The organism is Vibrio sp. 5S239 (assembly GCF_041439575.1).
Taxonomy (GTDB): Bacteria; Pseudomonadota; Gammaproteobacteria; order Enterobacterales; family Vibrionaceae; genus Vibrio; species Vibrio kanaloae.
In genome coordinates, this window is sequence record NZ_JBGOOM010000033.1 from 4693 (window position 1) to 22612 (window position 17920).

Here is a 17920-nt window from a genome sequence, read left to right on the forward strand (position 1 = left end):
GGTTATGCTGAGTGGATGGTGAGTGCCGGACACAAGCACAAATATCTTCCTCTGTGGCGATGTCACTCCAGTGGTGCCTAATAGATTTTACGGAAAACGCATGCGTTTTGGTTGTGCTGAGCGGATGGTGAGTACCGGACACAAGCACGAATACCTTCCTCTGTGTCGTTCATGACTCTGATCGTTGCTGATAGATTTTACGGAAAACGCATGCGTTTTGATGCTTGAAAGAGAAAAGGCTCGGCTACGTTAATCCACTATGCTTTGCGTCCATACCCAAGCTCATTTCAGGAAAACTACACCATATTGACTATTCGATCCTTGTCCCTAAAACCTTGGTCTCATTCTAGGTACATTTGGAGTTGGATTGTTTTTAGGCGTTCCAGACTCAATCTGTCCGTGTATGTTATTAAATACACCGATGACGTCTTTATCAACGCAAAGACTATTGATAGCCTCCGCATCAGCCCTAACTGTTTCCACAATCACTTTTTTTGCCTCAGGCGTAGCATCATAGTGGTGGTAAAGACAGTCGTTCGCACTGTTGATAGCCTTGGCTTGGTCATTGGCCGCTATGCTCTCTATGAGCTTTTTGTATGGAATGAGGAACATTGTTAGGATTTTTCGTACTTTACGAATGCAATCTTTTAATGAATCTAGCTCAGCTTCTTTAGCATCAATACTCAAACGAACTTTGTTCAAGTGACCTTCTTCGTCCGCCACTTTTCTTTCAATCTCAAAAAGCGTTTCGTTGCCCAACTTTTTCTCTTCATTACGAGTTTTATGTTCTTTCACTAAGCGTTGGTTATGTAACGCAAGAAGTTGGTTTAGATTGTAGAGTCTGTCAGCTTTTGGCTTCTTCGCATTTTCATATTGTCTGTGAAATGACATCACCTTCCGCACTCTGGATTTAGTCCATCTCACGTCAAGTTCTTGAAAATTAGTTCGAACATGATCCATGAACATATCTTGAACTATTATTCCTTGGATTTTTGAAGCAGCAAGACCACCTACCAATGAACTATCAATACTCGAGATAGTCTGTTTCTCGTGCCGACGAGTTTCAGGGTTCCACAGAGACACCTCTGTCGGTTTTGCCCTAAGGTATCTATTGGCTGTTTCTCTTATAGCAGCGCAAAGATCTCGCTTTCCAGTCTTACTGTTTTTTGTACTAAGAAAGATGTGAGGATGGGCGCCAGTTTTCATATCCACGCTCCGTTCATCATCATGGACAACCAAAAGGCGTATCGGGTAGTCTGGTAGGTACTTAGCATAAAAGCTTCTTATACATTCGGCCATACGTTTGGGTTCGACAACTGCGCCATGCCGATGAGGAAACTTAAAGAATGCTTCATGCATTTTAGCTGCACGACCGTCTTCGCACCCTTCTACTTTTTTGGACAAGTCCATGAAAATATCCAGCATATTTATCAGTTGATTACGGCGTTTAACTCCGCTAATTGATTCGATTATCTCTTTGTAGTTCTCTGGTTTACGGTCTCGAATCAACATCAACTGTTCTGCAAGATGCTCATCTCCCGAACTACTAGCAGACAGGATTTTCTTATTGAGCTTGTACTCGTACTTTTTGTAGTTACTTTTAACCTCAGTGGGAATTTTCTTAGGTGCAAACTCCTCAGAAATTAACTGGGAGATAAAACTCGAACGAGCTTCTTCTGACCGCTCACTTAGCCTAATTCCTTGGGGGTTGTTTTCGGTGAATACCCAGTTATTTTCAGCTAGTAAATCAACCCACTCATTGCACTTGAATTTATTCGATTTGATACGTAATGAGTGCTTCAAACTCTTCGTTAAAGCGGCACTTTTTCGGTAATTAACATGACGATAAATCATGGTAGTTTTGATCATAGAATCATTTGATTTTTGGGGACTTAGGGTCGAGGGCGAAGCCTCGCCAGCAGCACTTTGCTCATCTTTTGTGTAGCAAAAGTGTGGAAGTGCGTAGCTGGTTACTTAAAGCGTAAAAACTTCTTTAATAGAGTACAAGTATTGCTCTCGAACCAGTCAGTAACACATTAGAAATGATAACGATGGGAAGTGCGCTCTCAGGGTATCCTCAATCAGATTTCTAGCGTTTTATATGCATCAAAATCATCAACGACTTCATAACCATGATAACCACGCTGATTAGTTAGAAACTTAATCCCCTCTTTTTCAAACACTCTACAGTCGTGATTATGACCATAAAACCATGCCGTAATTCTATGACTAAACAGCTGAGAGCAATCAGACGCAAAGGCTGGGTTCAGCACACTATCTTTAAACTTCTCATGTATCGCATCTTGTGTAGGCAAATGGTGGGTCACAACGACATTTTTCAAGCTAGAGGATAACCTAATCGCTTCACTGAGCCACGCCACTGATTTTTGGTGTAGCGCTGCCGACAATTGAGGCGTAAAGGTTTGAGCATTGTCGAAATTTATACGCCTGTAATCGCTCATGGACTTTTGTGCATAGTAAAACGCTAGATCTGGGTTTCCGTAAAGCTCAAAGTCAGTCCAAAATGTACAGCCATGAAAAGCCACGTCGTCAATCACTATTGATTGATTGTTTAGCACATGTACATTGGGATACTTGTTGGCATAGTCTTTCAAATCTGAGGGCAAACAGGTAATTGTCCCACCAGAGTAAAACTCATGGTTCCCCAGCACAAATATGACCTCTTGAGGGAACCGAGAGGCCCAATCTACAGCCCTTATAGCGTTAGCATGAATATCCCCAGCCAAAACAACGATATCAGCATCCGTCAAAGGTATATCCAAGGAAGCGACTTCCAAATGAATGTCTGACAGGTATTGGATTTTCATTAGAGAGTCTCATAGTCAGGGGATAACTAAAGCTAGTACTTACAGCCTAGAAAGTCAACATTGATATTTGTGGTAATATAATGATTTTAAAGGATATTTTGACAAGAAAGCCGAACTAGCCTTATGCTATTACCATGAGTTTATTGGAACATATAGTATGGATAACAGTAGCGCTTTTATACATCAAAAGGGGCTGGAGGCATCACTCAAGATTTTGACGAGGTGGAAAGCTAGCAAAGTTCAAATCTCTGCAATTTTAGGGCTCCCCTATCCCATTTATCAAACCCAACTATCTGGTCAATTATCAGCTGAACAAGCAATTAGGATAAGTCACATAATAAACATACATGCAGCACTAAGAATACTGTTTGCCAATGATAAGAATGTGTATGGGTTTATGACGATGGAAAATAAGAGCGTTTTTTTTGGTGGGGAGTGTCCACTGAGCCTTATTGAATCTGGGAGTCTAGAAGCTCTTGAGAAGGTCGCTAGCCATCTTAACTCGTTAAGTCTAGGGAATTAGTCCGGTTTAAGGAAAGTTACATGAGAATGGTTTTAGAGATGCGCTATCGAAGAGAAGGCAAGTTTTTCTATTCCAAAGAAGAGATCTGTGCCGTGCATATGTCCGATGATTTGGACGGGATTTTACAGACAAGCCCCTATCTCACCAGTATAGATAATGAACTATTCGTCTATAACAACATAAACATGACTTCTACTCAATTTGAACTTTTGGTATTGGCGCTAAGAAAAGAACACCGTTGCTATATTTCATTCGAGGATGCTCTATCCCGCTGGGGAGTGATATCGCAGATTCCGATGATGATGATTCTCGCCACAACGGGGCCTTCAAGCATCTACTCAACACCATTCGGTAGGTTTGAATTTGTGCATGTTGAACACCCGATAGAGAAACTTGACGAACAAACTGTAGATACAGGCCGCCCAATACGTATCGCCGAAAAAGACTTGGCTTATCAAGATCTCAAACTGCTAAGCCGGAACATGCATTTGATAGATTACGTGGCATTGTTTACTGATGATTATTAATTACAACAGCTGCAATTTTCAGGTGCAAAAATAACTATCTAAGTTCAGACATGAGAAGTAACCTGCCACAGCTTGGATCAGCTTTCACAATGAAATTAAGCTTAGAACCATTAGGCTAACGTTTTTTAGACTCATGGGATTTAGCAAGATCATTGTTCTTGTGTGATTAAGTAAACGTCGAAGGCTTTGAGTATGAAGGAATTCTGCTACAGACAGTTAGAGCTGAGCGAGCTTGCGAGCATCTCAGAAAAGATTAAATCAACATACGGCCAGCTCAGTGTCGTGGTTGGTAAGCGCCGTGTAGGCAAGACCCGGCTGCTTAAAGACGCCTTTTACTACCACGACACTACTAAAACACTTTATTTTTTAGTCAGTCGAAAGAGTGAAGCGATGTTGATTCACGAGTTCACTGATATCATAGCTACTGAACTCAATGTAAAACTCTTCAAACCTGAGTCACTAAAGGACATCATTGAGTACCTGATCCACTATTCAATGCGAATCCCACTGACAATCATCATTGATGAGTTTCAAGATATCGAGAGAGTAAGCCCTTCACTATTCTCAGATATCCAAAACCTTTGGGACTCCTACAAGACACAATCCATGATGCACCTCGTCTGCTGCGGTAGCATGCACAACATGATGACGAAAATCTTCAAGGGCAACGATGAGCCTCTTATGAATCGTGACGACAGATTCTTCCGCATCACCCCTCTAAAACCATCACACATAAAACGTTTTATGAAGGACTTGGGCGTATTCGACTCGAAGAATATGCTCGAGTGGTGGTGCCTAACTGGCGGGATTCCGAAATACCTCAAATGGCTATCCTTATCGACTGGCCATGACAACGTCTTTGACTATGTAATCTCCAGCAACTCACCATTCTTGAAAGAAGGTACTCATCGATTAGTTGAGGACTTTGGTTCAGAGCACCAAAACTACTTCGATATACTCAATGCTATCTCTCTTGGTAAAACGAAACGTTCTGATATTCAGAACCACGTTAGGATGGGTGTGGACGTGCATCTGGAGCACATGGAGAGTAACTTTAATGTTATTACTAAGGTAAAGCCCATATCTTCAGATGAGACTACCAGAGACTCCCGCTTCGAGATTGAAGACCCATTCATCAATTTCTGGTTCAAGTTCATCCATTCGAACTCAAGTGCAGTTGAAATGGACAATTTTGATTATATCAAGGCACACATAGAGCGAGACTTCGACACATTCTCCGTTTGGCAACTAAAAAGCTTGTTTAAGGCTATCCTTGCTGAATCCAAGAGGTTCAACAAAATTGGCGGCTACTGGAATGCAAAAGGGCAGGATGTAATTGATATCGTGGCTGTTAACGAGCTTGAGAAAGCGGTTCTCATTGCTGAGTGTCAGCGTCAACAAAGCATATATGATGAAGCAATGCTGATCGCTAAATCTCAAAGTTTAATTTCCAAGATGAGCCTACAGCATTACAAGATGACCTACCGAGGCGTCTCCCTAGATAATCTAGAGGAACTAATGGAAGAATTTACTCCCAATCTGCAGTAGCCACTACTTGTGCAACTCTATCTCATTCGCTTTGATCAACTTTACTAGATCTCAAAACGCATGCGTTTTCCCGAAAAAAGAACCGATAGTTAGTAAGTTGAGAGACCTTTCTATAGGAGGGTAGTTTTGACAATGCGGAGGTTTAGGGGAATAGCCAATGTTAGTTCAAAGACCATCAAACACCTCAGCGACCCACAGTAGTCGCCGAGGCAGATGATGAACCTAGACAAGCACAAAGATACCCTGTAGCTGCATATGAAACAAGAAGCTTTGTTCCAATAGGCCCAACCCATGTCTCTTGCCACTAAACAGAGCCAAAGAGGCTCTCCCCCAAAAACCGCTTCAGTTGCCCACTAACTCATTAAGATAGGTTTGCTTCTCGGTTAAGAAAGACTGGTAACACCTGTGCCCAATTTCAATTGGGCTTTCTAAGAGATCAGCTCTGCTTTTCTAAAGTGTTTAATAATCTGATTATAAACCCACCTTATCAAACTAACATTTATGGTTAAAATTCAGACATTTAGGAACTACCCGCTCACAAGTTAGGTGCTAGCTTTACGACTAGGTCGTTTTTTGGGTGATCATTTTACGACACTTAAATGGTGATAATATTACGACATAGTGCTATCATTTGAAAAAATCAAAATAAGCTCAATATGTCTCAACTAACTACTAACCAAAACCTAGCCAGTCTCAAGAAGCAAAGCTGGTACTCTGTACAAAACTCTCTGGTAGAAGCTAACTTCACACACCTATCCCCACAGAACACCAATGCTCTGTCCTACAAGTTCTTCCTTTGTGCAATCTGTGGTTGGCAACAACTGCCTCACGTTAAGAATTTTGTTAATGAACTATGGGCATCTCATACTCCAACCAGCAACGACCTTATCCCTGACCTCGTTCTTGAAAGTTTTGCTGATAAAAACCAGCGCACTGTTACTTTGTGGTTTGAAGAACTCAGTGAGTTTTGTACGGTCAGTAAAAACAAAGATAAAAAACGCAAAAGCTATAACAGGAACCGTTTTACTGAAGCTTTGGAACATACAGCCAAGTTCCACATTTCTACTGCTAAGCCGTCTACCATAGAAGAATGGTCGAACCTTAGAGCTAAAGTCCATACAAACGAGGGCATTAAACTAGATTCTGATTTGAGGCATCTATCGCCTATCTTAGATTTTGAAGAGTACGATAATAACCCTTTTAGTGTAGGAGAGTTCGTAGGTCACCCTATTGAATCAATAACGTTTGATGAGACAAAACCATTGGTGTCGATAACGTTCAACATTAAGTTTCTTCATCTGCTGTTCGCCACTGCGAAATACACTACTCTGAGTCTGGATCACCTAAGCAAGTTCAAGTCACTGGCTACTATTCGCATCCACGACATGATGACTTCTAGATTCAACAAGCAAAATGAACTTGAGAACAAAACAAATCTCAACTTCACATTATCTCGCTGGAGGGCGATACTGGGAATCAACGAGAGCATTGAGCTAGTCGTGGATAAATCGGATACAGATAAGAACTTTAAACGTGGAGCAAAGACACTGCTGAGCCTTACATGGGAAGACATTGCATTACTGACTCACCACGACTATTTGTATAAGGTCTCAGAGTCCTTAAACTACAGGTCAATGGATAAGACCACCTCAATGGCTTTTGACAACTCTCTTGACCAGCTCAAAGAGTTTTATCGTGACTATACCTCTGAGACAAAAGGGTATAGTGGCTCAAAGGGAGTTCTGGTGTGTAAACACGAAGCCAAATACCTAGACTATAAAGCTCTGGTCAGGGATGTGTTTAACAAAGCCGCTGATGAAATTAACAGTTGTGATAAGGGCAGTAGAAAAACCAAGTTTACTGTGGGTAAAGCCTATGGTGTTAAGAAGAAAAGTTCACGTCGAACTACTTCAGCAAAAGTCAGAGGCACGAAACGCTAGTATTTTGAATTGTCACAATACAAGATTAACCGTCATCACCATGAAATAGTGTAGTGGTCAACTAAAGTTGGCCACTACAGTGAGCTTGTAAGTCACTCTGAGTCGAGTTAATTCATCTATGCCCCAAAACGTGTTTCGAGCAGATGTAATGGTTATGACTTTTTGTAATCCAAAATGAATTCCTAGTGATGATATAGTATGCTACACCTGTCATACATCACGAAACTCGAAGGATATGATTGTGCCTCTAAGCGTAACAGGAAAACAAGACTACAATGGCTTCATTTTGTCAAAGCCATTTGTGCATAATGGTAATCTAGTTGTTCTTACAGGACGAAATGGTTGTGGTAAAACTCGACTTTTGGAAAGCATTCAAAAACAGCAATCCATTGTGAACTTGGCTGGTGAACAATTGACACACCAAGACATTATGTTTGTGGAACAAACTAAGTTGACGCCTAACTTTGGTGGTGCGTATAGCGACGCTCAGTTCCAGTCTAAAATAACAGCAACACTTCAACTATTTGATCGATTTAAAATTGACTTCGACTCTCCATTTGACTTGAACAAAGCAAGGAATAGTGGTCGTGGGCGTGAGGAAGGATTACCATACGAATCTTTATACAACTTATGTCAATCAATTGCGCTTCACTTAGATAAAGCACCGAGCGAGTTAACGCATGATGAAATAAAAATTTATTTTGAAGATTATGTTCCGAGCATTCTTGGTTTCCAGAATGTTTCAGGAATATGTAACCAGTATATTCAACGCAATAAATTAAACAGATATAACAGGTATTGTTCAGAGCAAGAAGGTGATGATGTTGCTTTTCTTACTGAAGACCAGTTTATTGATAGATTTGGTCATGAACCGTGGACATTATTAAATAATATTATTAATGCAACCTTCGATGGTAAGTTTCACTTTTCTGAACCAGATACTCAGTCACATAGCTATTCATATAATGCGAATCTAATTCAAAGAAGTACAAACCTTCCTGTTCCCGTCAATGCCCTATCATCAGGCGAAAAAACGTTACTTTGGTTAGCCTTGACTCTTTTTAATAGTCAATACTATGACAATGTAGCAGTGAAAACACCTAAGTTACTACTTCTTGATGAACCTGATGCATTTTTGCACCCTAAAATGGTTGTTAAAATGTACCGAGTTCTGAGCGAGTTTTGTTCTAGTTTTGAGTCTAAAATCATCATTACTACTCACTCACCAACAACGGTTGCGCTAGCGCCAGATAACAGTACATTCATTGTAAAAGATAACTCCATCATTGAAGTGACAAAAGATGAAGGGGTTGCTGAGTTATTGGATGGTGTCACCCAGATTTCTATCAATCCTGAAAATAGAAGACAAGTATATGTTGAAAGTCACTATGATGCTGATTTTTATCAAAGTATATTAAATTCAGTGCTGCGCCAATCTAAAGCAATCGATCCATATGTTTCGTTAACTTTTGTAAGTTCTGGTGCAAAATTACCCCAAAAACAAATTTCTCAATGCTTAAATAGCGTTTTAAATATTAGTGATCCAGACCAAGTCGAAGCATTTATTAAGGCGATTAACGGGGTTGGTTCTTGCAGCCATGTTTATGGTTCTGTAGAGGCTTTGATTGAAGAAGGTAACACTACAGTTCGAGGAATAGTTGATTGGGATGAAAAAAACAGGCCAATGAAGGGAGTATCAGTTTTGGCGGAAAGGATTGCTTATACCGTTGAAAATTTAGCGCTTGATCCTATAAGCATTTCCATTTTACTTAATTACAACAACCCTGATATATATTCGAGTAAAGAAATCTGTGGGAGTGATACTCATTGGCAAGATTGGAGGAAATGTCCCGAGTTACTTCAAAAAGTTACTGATTGGTACATAAGGAAAATTCTTAATAGGCCTAATCAGAAAGATATGTCTATTGAGTACCTATGTGGTGCTGTTATAAAAACTGACTCAGAGTACTTAAAAAGAAGCGGTCATGATTATGAAGGTATAGTTTTAGATAAATTTCCTCAGCTTAAACGTCTATTAAAGAAACAAAAGAAAGGTGAGTTAAAGGTGGCTATTGCCCAGAAAGGTATGGTTGGTTTGACTGATGGAAAGCTAATTCCCAAATTGTTTGAAGAACTTTTTGTGTCACTGAAATAAGTGATCTGCACCATCAATACTGGACACTAAGTTAAGCGACTTTCCATAAGCGGTAGTTATTCATAAGCTGCTAATTTAGCAAAGACGCTGACACGTTTATGTCCAGAGACGTGTTATGCCGCCATGCTTTGGGACAAAAGCGACTTAGTTTAATTGGTAGTTTATTTGAGTGAACTACTAGGACTTTTTACCTAATCCGGGGGCACCGCCAGACTTAACTATTCGAATTAAATCCATTTTGTTATGCCCTCGAAACATAGCAAACTCTTTCGCAGATGTTTTTGTTTTGTATGCATCTAAATTTGGCATTTGGATTAAGTGTTCACATAGAGGTTTGAGGTCAGGTTTCTCTTGCAGCAATTTGTACAGTTTGTATGCCTCTTTCTTATTGCTTTTCCTTGTTTCAACAATCAGAGAACCTATCAAAGTTCGAGCACGCCTAAATTCTTTTATACTTGAAAACCCAAAGCTCTTAGCTTCTTCTACACCGTTGCTCTTTGTTACCATATATATTCCAATCTTCCGCTTTCTTAAACTACCGAGAATGTTGGTATTTTTTGATAAATGTTTTTTGAACAATTATATCGGGACAAAAGCGCCTTAGAACTACTAACTTAGAATGTGAAACATCTTAGACGATATAGCAGCACTTGAACCAGTGCCGCTAACAAAACAAGCGTAAGCTGAGACTACGCCAGAAACGTTATCCCCATCTACGCTCTGCAACAGTGGCTAAATCATATTCTGATTCATTATCTAAAAACCTCAATCTGCCAAAGTCTTTGCACAATGTATCTATAAAAACACCACTTTCTAACACAGTCTCTAGAGGCACAGGAACTATTTTATCGTTGGGAACATTACTTAGGGCCAACTTATAACGTTCATAAGAATGACGTTCCTCGTCGCTCAAAGATGACTTCGATTTATGCTCAAAAACTCGGCCATACAGCCAGAATTTGATATTGCCGAGAGAAAACTCGATAAGTGGTTCTCCGAAGCTTGTTCCATCTTTTCTATCATCAGCCTTAAGCATCGAATGAACCGTTAGTACCAAAGCTACACTGTACGATTTACCAGTCACTTCAATTTCGGGATATCCAATCTCACATTTATGATCAGCATCAGATAATTCATACAACTTGTCTTTTCTAATTCTTGCGGCATCGATGTTTTCTTCCCGCAAATAAGGGTGAGAATGAGCGGTTCCTATATATTGATACTGGTCTCCGAACACTTTCGCGATGTCTTTTTTAATCAAAAGAGATTCAGAGCTAAATTCAACTGAAGAGCGCTTTCGCTTTGCAGACGTCTCTACAGAGACATGATTTATCGTACATTTAAATGGATGTGTTTTGTTCACGTACCCCCAAAGGTGAGCGGCGGTTTCTACAGAAATACTCTTGCTGCCCTGATGTTTTACAGCATAAGCTTCTAAACCAGCCATGATTAGCTCAAATATCGCACTTTTGCTGACTGAAATTGTCGCGGTCATTTTTTCTTTGTTCCTTTTATTGACAATTATTTGCTTAATTTTGATTAGAGGTAAGACACACAAGAGTTATTGGGCGAACTCGACATGTTCTTTCAGTTTGTTTTTATAGCGCTCATAAAGCGAATCCCATACATCTTCACTTACCATGTCTAGTGGTACGTATTCTTCAAAAATGACACCACTCTCATCAGGGTAGGCAAGCTCGGTATACGCATAACGTGGGCCATCTGCATAAAGCGCTTCCCAACATTCGATGCATTCATCTTTAAACCATTCTTTTTTGATTGGCGCAGGGGTGTTATTCAGAAGATGAATTAAGTTCTTAGAATCAAAGAAACTATGCTCTTCACTTTTGACATTAAACAGGTAGCTAGAAAATAAATCGATGGCTCTTCCGTCCCATAATCTATAGCGGTGGTAGTGAGACGTATAACGCTCCTTTACTCGATCGAGAAGGTGACGTTCACATAAAGCTCTTAAGTCGTTCCTCAATGTTGGGACTTCTGGAATTGGTTCAACGTCATAAAAGCGTCTATGGCCAAACAAGTAGCGTTGAGTCAGCTTTGCGGCGATGGAATCAACGGAACCTTTAAGTGCAATGTCATTGCATGGCAGTTTTTGGGAAGAGTCTGCAATTTTTTTGGCTAGCGCCTTAACAATGTCTGTAGTGGTTGATTTGACTTTCTCAACCAATTTTATACTTAAATAGCCTTGAGCTGAGATTTTTAAAATTCCCTTTTGTGCAGGAATATAACGTGGAGAGGAAAGCGTGAGTGCTGTTGCGGTGTCTAGTGATTTCAAGGTCGCTTGCTGGTCTAAGTCAACCTTTAGGTAATCACAGAACACTGCCAACTGCTCTTTAAAGTCGTTCAGTAGCTCAAGCCTTTCGTTTTCTAGTTCCTGAAGCTCTTCTTTCGAAGCATCTTGATAATCCAGAACTGACATATTATTCTCCTCACAATGCATTCAGTCGCATCAATATATACTCCTTTCAAAGAAAAATCTGATGATTTTGACGGAAACTCAAGTCGTTAGAGTGAACATGGCGTTGTTGCCTAAATCAGTTGAACCTTTTCGGAGTTCTGCGATCTGATCCCTTGTGATGGTTAGAGCGGTGATGACATAGGGGGTTTATCATTGACTTCCACTTTAGTGGGGGGATTGGTTCGGTCAGAATACATCAAGTAATGAATAGAGGGTTATTTAGAGCATCGACCCTAACTGACTTTTGTCCAACTATAAGCTGCGATACCAACATGTAGTTTGTACTATCGTATGCGCCCCATGAACCCACCGGGCGATGTTGTTAATGTTTGAAGTTCCAATGTAGGAGTGCATCGATATCAGGCTCAGCCTTCGCTAGATCTTTCATGCACTTGACCATGTAGTCGTAAAGGATAAGGCCGTTGGCTTTCGCAGTCTCGACGATACTCTACAGCATCGCGCTCGCATCAGCACCATTTGTTGTGTTTGAGAAAAGCCAATTTTTCTGCCAATGACCACCGTACTATCTAACTCCTTCATCTTGTTGATATGTACAATAAGGAGAAACCATACAGCTTCCCCTATTGATACACTATAGATATTGAAGCAACTAAGACTTGAGGAAGTCTAGCGATGAATATAGTTCGTGGTTGAAAGAGTTATCCTGTAGAGTCGATGAGAAGTCACGTTCCTCCTCGAAGTTAAACTTGTTAGCCAACTCTAAAAACGTAGTTTCAGGATAGTCATAACGCTCACCCCTTGACGACGGATAGTTAAACATAAGAGACAAGTAATCTGTTCGTTGCGCATGTTCTTGAAGAAAATCGTCCTCTACACTCAAGCTAAACTCTGTAAAAGATGTTCCCAGCTCACCAAACTCTGCATTATCAAGAGGTGCCCAGTAGGTTTTGCCGCACTCTAGGCTCAGTTTACTCCATTGATAACGACCTTTGCTTGGATATAGAGTCCTTGTTAAGTCTAATGCATGAAGTTTCTCTAGAATTCCTGACAGAAATTCGTCACCGTCTTCAACCTTGATCTTACTTTTAGTGCCATACAGATAGACGAATGGTAGATAGAGCGTTTTATCTCCCCCATCAGATTTAATGAACTGATATGGCAACATCGAAAGTCTTCGTTTTTGCCCGTTCTTAAAGTGCCATGTAATATCGACGCAGTTGGCAACCTTGGTTTTGGCATCACGGCAAGGCTCTTCTGAACGGCTGAGTGTAATTGAAGAAATAAAACGACGTAAATTATTACGTATTTCGTATCTCTCTGGGTTTAGGAAGTCTGTTCGAATACTATCAGTGAAAATCTCGGGCAAATTGGACAATTCATCCGTATTGAATTCAATCGTTTTGATGTTGATTGCATCTAACTTTGCTTCAAGCTCCACGATTTTGCTTTCACTGTCTACGATAAGATCCAGAAGCGATTTACTCGGTGTAGTTTTGTAGTAATCAAGAAGGTTATCTCGGCTCTCTTGTTGCTCAAGTAACTCACTTTCAAGTTTCAGTATTTGCTCAGCTACAAAGGTGTCATTGCTTTTACTAGATTCAGAAAGATAAGCGTCCTTACATACTTCAAGAGTCAATAGATCGAGCATGTTTACATTATACACTTCTCTGGGATGCTCTCCTTTCATCGCCAAATTACACTGGTAGTTGACCCTATTGCCCCCTTTATCGACAAAAACCATCGCTCCGCCACAAAAGCCACAACGGGCGAGGCTTTTCAATAGAGGAATCTTACCACTTGCTGTGTCTCTACCTTGCTTTGTTTTCTTTTGAATCTGAAGCTTACGGAATGTATCCTCACTTATCAACGCAGGGTAATAATTGTCCATGACATGCTCAATGCCCTCGATAGTGTAGGTTTTTTCGCCGAACAGAGAGCGCTTGCCCCATAATTGACTAATTGCAATGTAATCCCAAGAGTTTATGAGTTTTACCCTACCTTTCAATCTTGTTGGTTTGTACTCGAAGTTTTCATCCAAATACTGTTTGATCTTAAGATCTCCATAACCAGCTATCCGCATCTCAATAGCCTTCTTTACACCTTCAGCATTAACATTAAATGAGTTAGTGGATTGATCTATCCAAAAAGGTGTACGCCCCAGATTTTTCTGTGATTCTCCTGTTTCTTTCCAACGCTTCAAAGCTTGTTTTGCTGCATCAATAACACGACGTGATTTATTTTTGGATTCATTGTGCGCACGTTCAAAAGTGATTGTTGCGATGATGTCATCGGCTGCATTATGTGCTCGATAGAGATGATTATCGACTAATGCATAAACACTTACACCATTATTGGTGAGGTCATAATAAGTTTGTTTAGCGTGACCAATTTCAAGTCGGCTCAAACGGTCTAGAGAGTAGACAACAAGGATACTACCTTCAGCAACTGTGCGGCTTTTAACTGCCGACAAAAACAAGCCTAACTCATTTTGCAGATGCTCACCTTTGTAGGCCGATTTCCCCAAATCTTGGTACGTTTCTTGTGCTATTGGTAGACTGTGCTCGTTGGAAAGTGACTTTAATACTTCGTCATTTATCTGTATTGCGACTCCTGAACCTTTCATCTGTTCAAGAGTCGATACACGACTGTAACTATAGATCTTCGGGGTGTTTGAACTTGAGTGGTTTAACGACACTATCTAAGCCTTCGATTTTCAATGCTAAACATAACTGCATTAAATCACCCAACTCTCCCGAGGGAAACTGTTTTTTATTAGCAAACCACAGCAAATATTCGTCAGGCAGGTCAATTAATATACGACCAGCGTATTTACCAAATGGCATTTGTATTCTGGCGAGCTTAATTAGATTCTCTTTCTCTAGCATTACAGGCTCTTTCTATGCTTCATTATGCTCTATAGAGTATCACCTAAACGTCGAACCCAATAGTTAGTGGCGCTTTGCGTCTTTCTGCGCATCAAAAGATCAATACTTGAACTGCTAACCTTGGTGGGTTGTGAAAATCGTCTGCCGATTTAATGCCAGTCGTAGTAAATGCTGGCTAGATTAAGGGAGATAAAGTTTAAAGGTTTTATAGTGCATTAGCTATGAGTGAAAACTCAAACGAGAATGACAAACAATATAATAAAAGGTTGTAGATAAAGGAGTTACAATTCGAAGCTAGTTTTAATATTAGTCATGTTGAACAGTGTGTGCATACTCTACGATCACCTGATTTCCTTCTATATAGGCATTTTGAATTTCCCCATCAACACTCATTCTACTTTTTAAATAGACAACTTTAGGCCCTGAATCTATGCCTTCTTTGAGCGAAGGAAACACATTTCTAGGCTCTAAATGCAGCAATCGACAGAAGTGACTGATGAATGACATGGTTAATGGGGTCTCCCCTTTTAGCACTCTTGAGAAATCAAGTTGATTCATTCCCAACTTCTTTGAAAACTCCATCTGGGTAATACGCATTCGAGACTTTTGAGACATCCACGTTTGATACAACGCATCTCTGTCTTGTTCGGTGAATTCCATAGTGACTCCTTTATAATTCATATCAATCAATTGTCCGTCTTTTCACACATAGCATGTCAGGGCTAGGTTAATGGAAACCAAAGGTTTAGTTTGTATAAGCGTACAATTTGGTTATAGGGACAAAGCATGATGGCTATAAAACAATCACAGCAAACAGCACCCCAGTACCAACTAAACGTTGCCCACATAGGCAAACTCTGACATTAAATGAATTGATTTCTAGAGCGCTTGCTTCAAAGATTCCACTTTTAACAGCTAAATATCTATTTTTAACAACTAGGTATATAGATAAAAACGGATGTCTGAACATCCGTTTTCTTACTCAAAGAATACGTAGACTGGCGTTGTTTAGTGCAAGTAAGCGAAGTACATAATAATCAAAGCAGATAGTGATCAGCTAGAAGAGCAACAAACAAGATCATAAGATGATAGATAGAAAACTTAAAAGTCTTCATTGCCATATTAGGCTTGTCACAATATTTGAGTACCCATGCGTGGTACACAAACCCAATATTCAGTACTAATGAAGCACTTAAGTATATCCAACTACTCATACCGACCAATACTGGCAATACACACACAACGCTAAGCAAAAATGTATAAAGCAAAATAGACGTTTTGGTGTATTCGATCCCATGAGTCACTGGCAACATAGGAATGTTCACTTTGGCATATTCGTCACGACGATGAATCGCCAGAGCCCAAAAGTGCGGAGGTGTCCAAATAAAGATGATCATCACCAACAACCAAGCGTTTGAATGCAATTCATTGGTGACTGCTGTCCACCCCAGCAAAGGTGGCATCGCGCCTGCGATCCCAGCTATAACGATGTTCTGAGGCGTAGCTCGCTTCAAGTACATGGTATAAATCACCGCATAGCCCAATAAACTTGCAAAGGTTAGCCAAGCAGTGAGTTGATTGACCCATAGCACTAATGTAACAAAGCCAAGCAAACCAATACCAGCAGCGAAGCTGAACACACGCATGCTACTGAGCTCACCAGATGGTAAAGGACGTCGGCTTGTTCGAGACATTTGTCCATCGATCTTTTTATCAATCAAGTGATTAAACGCAGCTGCCGAGCCCGCCATCAACCCTATTCCAATCATTCCAAACAAAGTTTGTTGCAAAGGTAATCCATTGGGTACAGCCAAACACATACCTACCAATGCCGTGAGCAACATCAACGCTACCACCTTTGGTTTAGTCAGTGTTAAATAGACCTTCCAAGTGGCGTTGTTTTTCGAGGCCAACTCACTGTTTGAAGCAATTTCATTGTTGACAGCAATCTCTTGACTTGAAGCTCTCTCTTGAACCACCAATTCATGTCGTGTTGACGTTCTACTGACCATGATTACCTCCTTGTAATACATTGTTCTTCACCAAGTATTCCCTCGGTTTTGGTTGCCAAACCACAAAATTCGTCACAACCATACTGATCAGCAACATCGCCGCTACTAGATTGTGCAAAACCGCGACAAAAATAGGTAGATGAAACCATACGTTGCTGACCCCTAGAGTGATTTGGGTAAACAACACTATCACTACAACCACGCTCAGTTTTTGCTGAGGTACTTTGCCGAACTTCCACAGTTGGTACGCCACCATTAGCACGGTTAAAGTCGCGACGATAGCCCCAAACCTGTGCATGACATGTATGGTAAGCCTTGCGGGGTAATCCAACACACCAAACTCATAATTGTCATGACCGTGTTGGGTAAAGTCGAAAGCATTTTTGAAATCGAGATAACTTACCCAGTTCCCTTCACATATCGGTAGTTGCGTACACACTAAAGCGGCATAATTTGACGATGTCCAGCCACCAAGCAGTATCTGTCCCACCACAATTAATAATCCACACAGCGCCCAAGCTTTAAGTGATGATGTATACGTAGCGTCACCAAATCGACTTTGGAGTTGAGACAGACGGCAATAGAGCAAGCAAAGGAGAGATAACAATGTGAAGCCCCCCATCAAGTGCGCCATAACCACAACGGGCATCAACTTGAGCGTCACTGTCCACATGCCTAATAAAGCCTGAAAAATCACAGTGGCAGAAATAAGCAAGGGAAGTTCAACAGAGGTGATACTCTTTTTAATACACCAAGCGACAACGACAAAGATAAGAAGCCCTAAGAAACCAGCAAAGTAGCGATGTATCATCTCTATCCAAGCTTTTTCTGCTTCAAGCGCTCGTTCTGGAAACTGAATATTTGCTTCATTCACTGCTAGTGTATTGGAAGGTACGGTGATTTTTCCATAACAGCCCGGCCAATCCGGGCAACCAAGGCCAGCATCAGATAAACGAGTATAAGCGCCGAGTACGATTACTGTAAGGGTCAGTAAAATAGTCACTCTCATAGCAAACATGAGTAATTTCGGGGCTTTATTATGCATTTTGGTATCTCCCTATA

The 17920-nt window shown here is 40.6% G+C and carries 14 protein-coding genes and 1 pseudogene; 4 read left to right on the forward strand and 11 right to left on the reverse strand.

Going from position 1 to position 17920, the window contains the following annotated elements; genetic code table 11:
- Window positions 1–327: 327 nt before the first annotated feature.
- Window positions 328–1869 (reverse strand): hypothetical protein, encoded by a 1542-nt coding sequence (locus ACED48_RS19100; protein ID WP_017058644.1) that lies wholly within the window; start codon window positions 1867–1869, stop codon window positions 328–330.
- A 212-nt stretch (window positions 1870–2081) separates the two neighbouring features.
- Window positions 2082–2828, reverse strand: a complete 747-nt coding sequence (locus tag ACED48_RS19105; protein ID WP_017058645.1) for a metallophosphoesterase — start codon at window positions 2826–2828, stop codon at window positions 2082–2084.
- 543 nt (window positions 2829–3371) lie between these two features.
- On the opposite strand from ACED48_RS19105, the gene ACED48_RS19110 reads away from it, so the two are divergent.
- The 4 genes from ACED48_RS19110 (at window position 3372) to ACED48_RS19125 (ending at window position 9521) form a co-directional block, all read left to right on the forward strand.
- Window positions 3372–3878: a hypothetical protein gene (locus ACED48_RS19110; protein ID WP_017058647.1), complete on the forward strand. Its 507-nt coding sequence runs from the start codon at window positions 3372–3374 to the stop codon at window positions 3876–3878.
- A 192-nt stretch (window positions 3879–4070) separates the two neighbouring features.
- Window positions 4071–5426: an ATP-binding protein gene (locus ACED48_RS19115; RefSeq protein WP_017058648.1), complete on the forward strand. Its 1356-nt coding sequence runs from the start codon at window positions 4071–4073 to the stop codon at window positions 5424–5426.
- Window positions 5427–6082: 656 nt separating this feature from the next.
- On the forward strand, window positions 6083–7366 hold the full coding sequence (locus ACED48_RS19120; protein ID WP_017058649.1) for a RepB family plasmid replication initiator protein: 1284 nt from the start codon (window positions 6083–6085) through the stop codon (window positions 7364–7366).
- Between the two features lie 241 nt (window positions 7367–7607).
- Window positions 7608–9521, forward strand: a complete 1914-nt coding sequence (locus ACED48_RS19125) for an ATP-binding protein (RefSeq protein WP_017058650.1) — start codon at window positions 7608–7610, stop codon at window positions 9519–9521.
- Window positions 9522–9698: 177 nt separating this feature from the next.
- On the opposite strand, the gene ACED48_RS19130 is transcribed toward ACED48_RS19125, so the two are convergent.
- The 9 genes and pseudogenes from ACED48_RS19130 to ACED48_RS19170 form a co-directional block, all read right to left on the reverse strand.
- Window positions 9699–10028 carry a hypothetical protein gene (locus tag ACED48_RS19130; protein ID WP_017058651.1) on the reverse strand — a complete coding sequence of 110 codons (330 nt, stop codon included), beginning with the start codon at window positions 10026–10028 and terminating at the stop codon, window positions 9699–9701.
- A 196-nt stretch (window positions 10029–10224) separates the two neighbouring features.
- Window positions 10225–11016, reverse strand: a complete 792-nt coding sequence (locus tag ACED48_RS19135; protein ID WP_017058652.1) for a hypothetical protein — start codon at window positions 11014–11016, stop codon at window positions 10225–10227.
- 66 nt (window positions 11017–11082) lie between these two features.
- Window positions 11083–11961, reverse strand: coding sequence for a hypothetical protein (locus ACED48_RS19140; RefSeq protein ID WP_017058653.1), 879 nt, complete (start codon window positions 11959–11961; stop codon window positions 11083–11085).
- A 361-nt stretch (window positions 11962–12322) separates the two neighbouring features.
- Window positions 12323–12508, reverse strand: a pseudogene (locus ACED48_RS19145) (IS66 family transposase); the annotation flags it as partial.
- Window positions 12509–12610: 102 nt separating this feature from the next.
- Window positions 12611–14584, reverse strand: a complete 1974-nt coding sequence (locus ACED48_RS19150; RefSeq protein WP_017058654.1) for a recombinase family protein — start codon at window positions 14582–14584, stop codon at window positions 12611–12613.
- 28 nt (window positions 14585–14612) lie between these two features.
- A complete protein-coding gene (locus ACED48_RS19155; protein ID WP_017058655.1) occupies window positions 14613–14846 on the reverse strand; it encodes a DUF3820 family protein in 234 nt (77 codons plus the stop codon).
- A gap of 306 nt (window positions 14847–15152) precedes the next feature.
- Window positions 15153–15506: a hypothetical protein gene (locus ACED48_RS19160; protein WP_017058656.1), complete on the reverse strand. Its 354-nt coding sequence runs from the start codon at window positions 15504–15506 to the stop codon at window positions 15153–15155.
- A gap of 377 nt (window positions 15507–15883) precedes the next feature.
- Complete coding sequence (gene cyoE, locus ACED48_RS19165) at window positions 15884–16858, reverse strand: heme o synthase (protein WP_017058657.1); 975 nt, start codon at window positions 16856–16858, stop codon at window positions 15884–15886.
- On the reverse strand, window positions 16848–17903 hold the full coding sequence (locus ACED48_RS19170; protein ID WP_017058658.1) for a heme A synthase: 1056 nt from the start codon (window positions 17901–17903) through the stop codon (window positions 16848–16850). Before ACED48_RS19170 ends, cyoE begins: the two co-directional genes overlap by 11 nt.
- Between the last annotated feature and the right edge of the window lie 17 nt (window positions 17904–17920).

Excerpts from the sequence above, each read along its gene's own strand:
- ACED48_RS19100 (WP_017058644.1), bottom strand. The coding sequence starts at position 1,869 with ATGATCAAAACTACCATGATTTATCGTCATGTTAATTACCGAAAAAGT.
- ACED48_RS19105 (WP_017058645.1), bottom strand. The coding sequence starts at position 2,828 with ATGAAAATCCAATACCTGTCAGACATTCATTTGGAAGTCGCTTCCTTG.
- ACED48_RS19110 (WP_017058647.1), top strand. The coding sequence starts at position 3,372 with ATGAGAATGGTTTTAGAGATGCGCTATCGAAGAGAAGGCAAGTTTTTC.
- ACED48_RS19115 (WP_017058648.1), top strand. The coding sequence starts at position 4,071 with ATGAAGGAATTCTGCTACAGACAGTTAGAGCTGAGCGAGCTTGCGAGC.
- ACED48_RS19120 (WP_017058649.1), top strand. The coding sequence starts at position 6,083 with ATGTCTCAACTAACTACTAACCAAAACCTAGCCAGTCTCAAGAAGCAA.
- ACED48_RS19130 (WP_017058651.1), bottom strand. The coding sequence starts at position 10,028 with ATGGTAACAAAGAGCAACGGTGTAGAAGAAGCTAAGAGCTTTGGGTTT.
- ACED48_RS19135 (WP_017058652.1), bottom strand. The coding sequence starts at position 11,016 with ATGACCGCGACAATTTCAGTCAGCAAAAGTGCGATATTTGAGCTAATC.
- ACED48_RS19140 (WP_017058653.1), bottom strand. The coding sequence starts at position 11,961 with ATGTCAGTTCTGGATTATCAAGATGCTTCGAAAGAAGAGCTTCAGGAA.
- ACED48_RS19150 (WP_017058654.1), bottom strand. The coding sequence starts at position 14,584 with ATGAAAGGTTCAGGAGTCGCAATACAGATAAATGACGAAGTATTAAAG.
- ACED48_RS19155 (WP_017058655.1), bottom strand. The coding sequence starts at position 14,846 with ATGCTAGAGAAAGAGAATCTAATTAAGCTCGCCAGAATACAAATGCCA.
- ACED48_RS19160 (WP_017058656.1), bottom strand. The coding sequence starts at position 15,506 with ATGGAATTCACCGAACAAGACAGAGATGCGTTGTATCAAACGTGGATG.
- cyoE (WP_017058657.1), bottom strand. The coding sequence starts at position 16,858 with ATGGTCAGTAGAACGTCAACACGACATGAATTGGTGGTTCAAGAGAGA.
- ACED48_RS19170 (WP_017058658.1), bottom strand. The coding sequence starts at position 17,903 with ATGCATAATAAAGCCCCGAAATTACTCATGTTTGCTATGAGAGTGACT.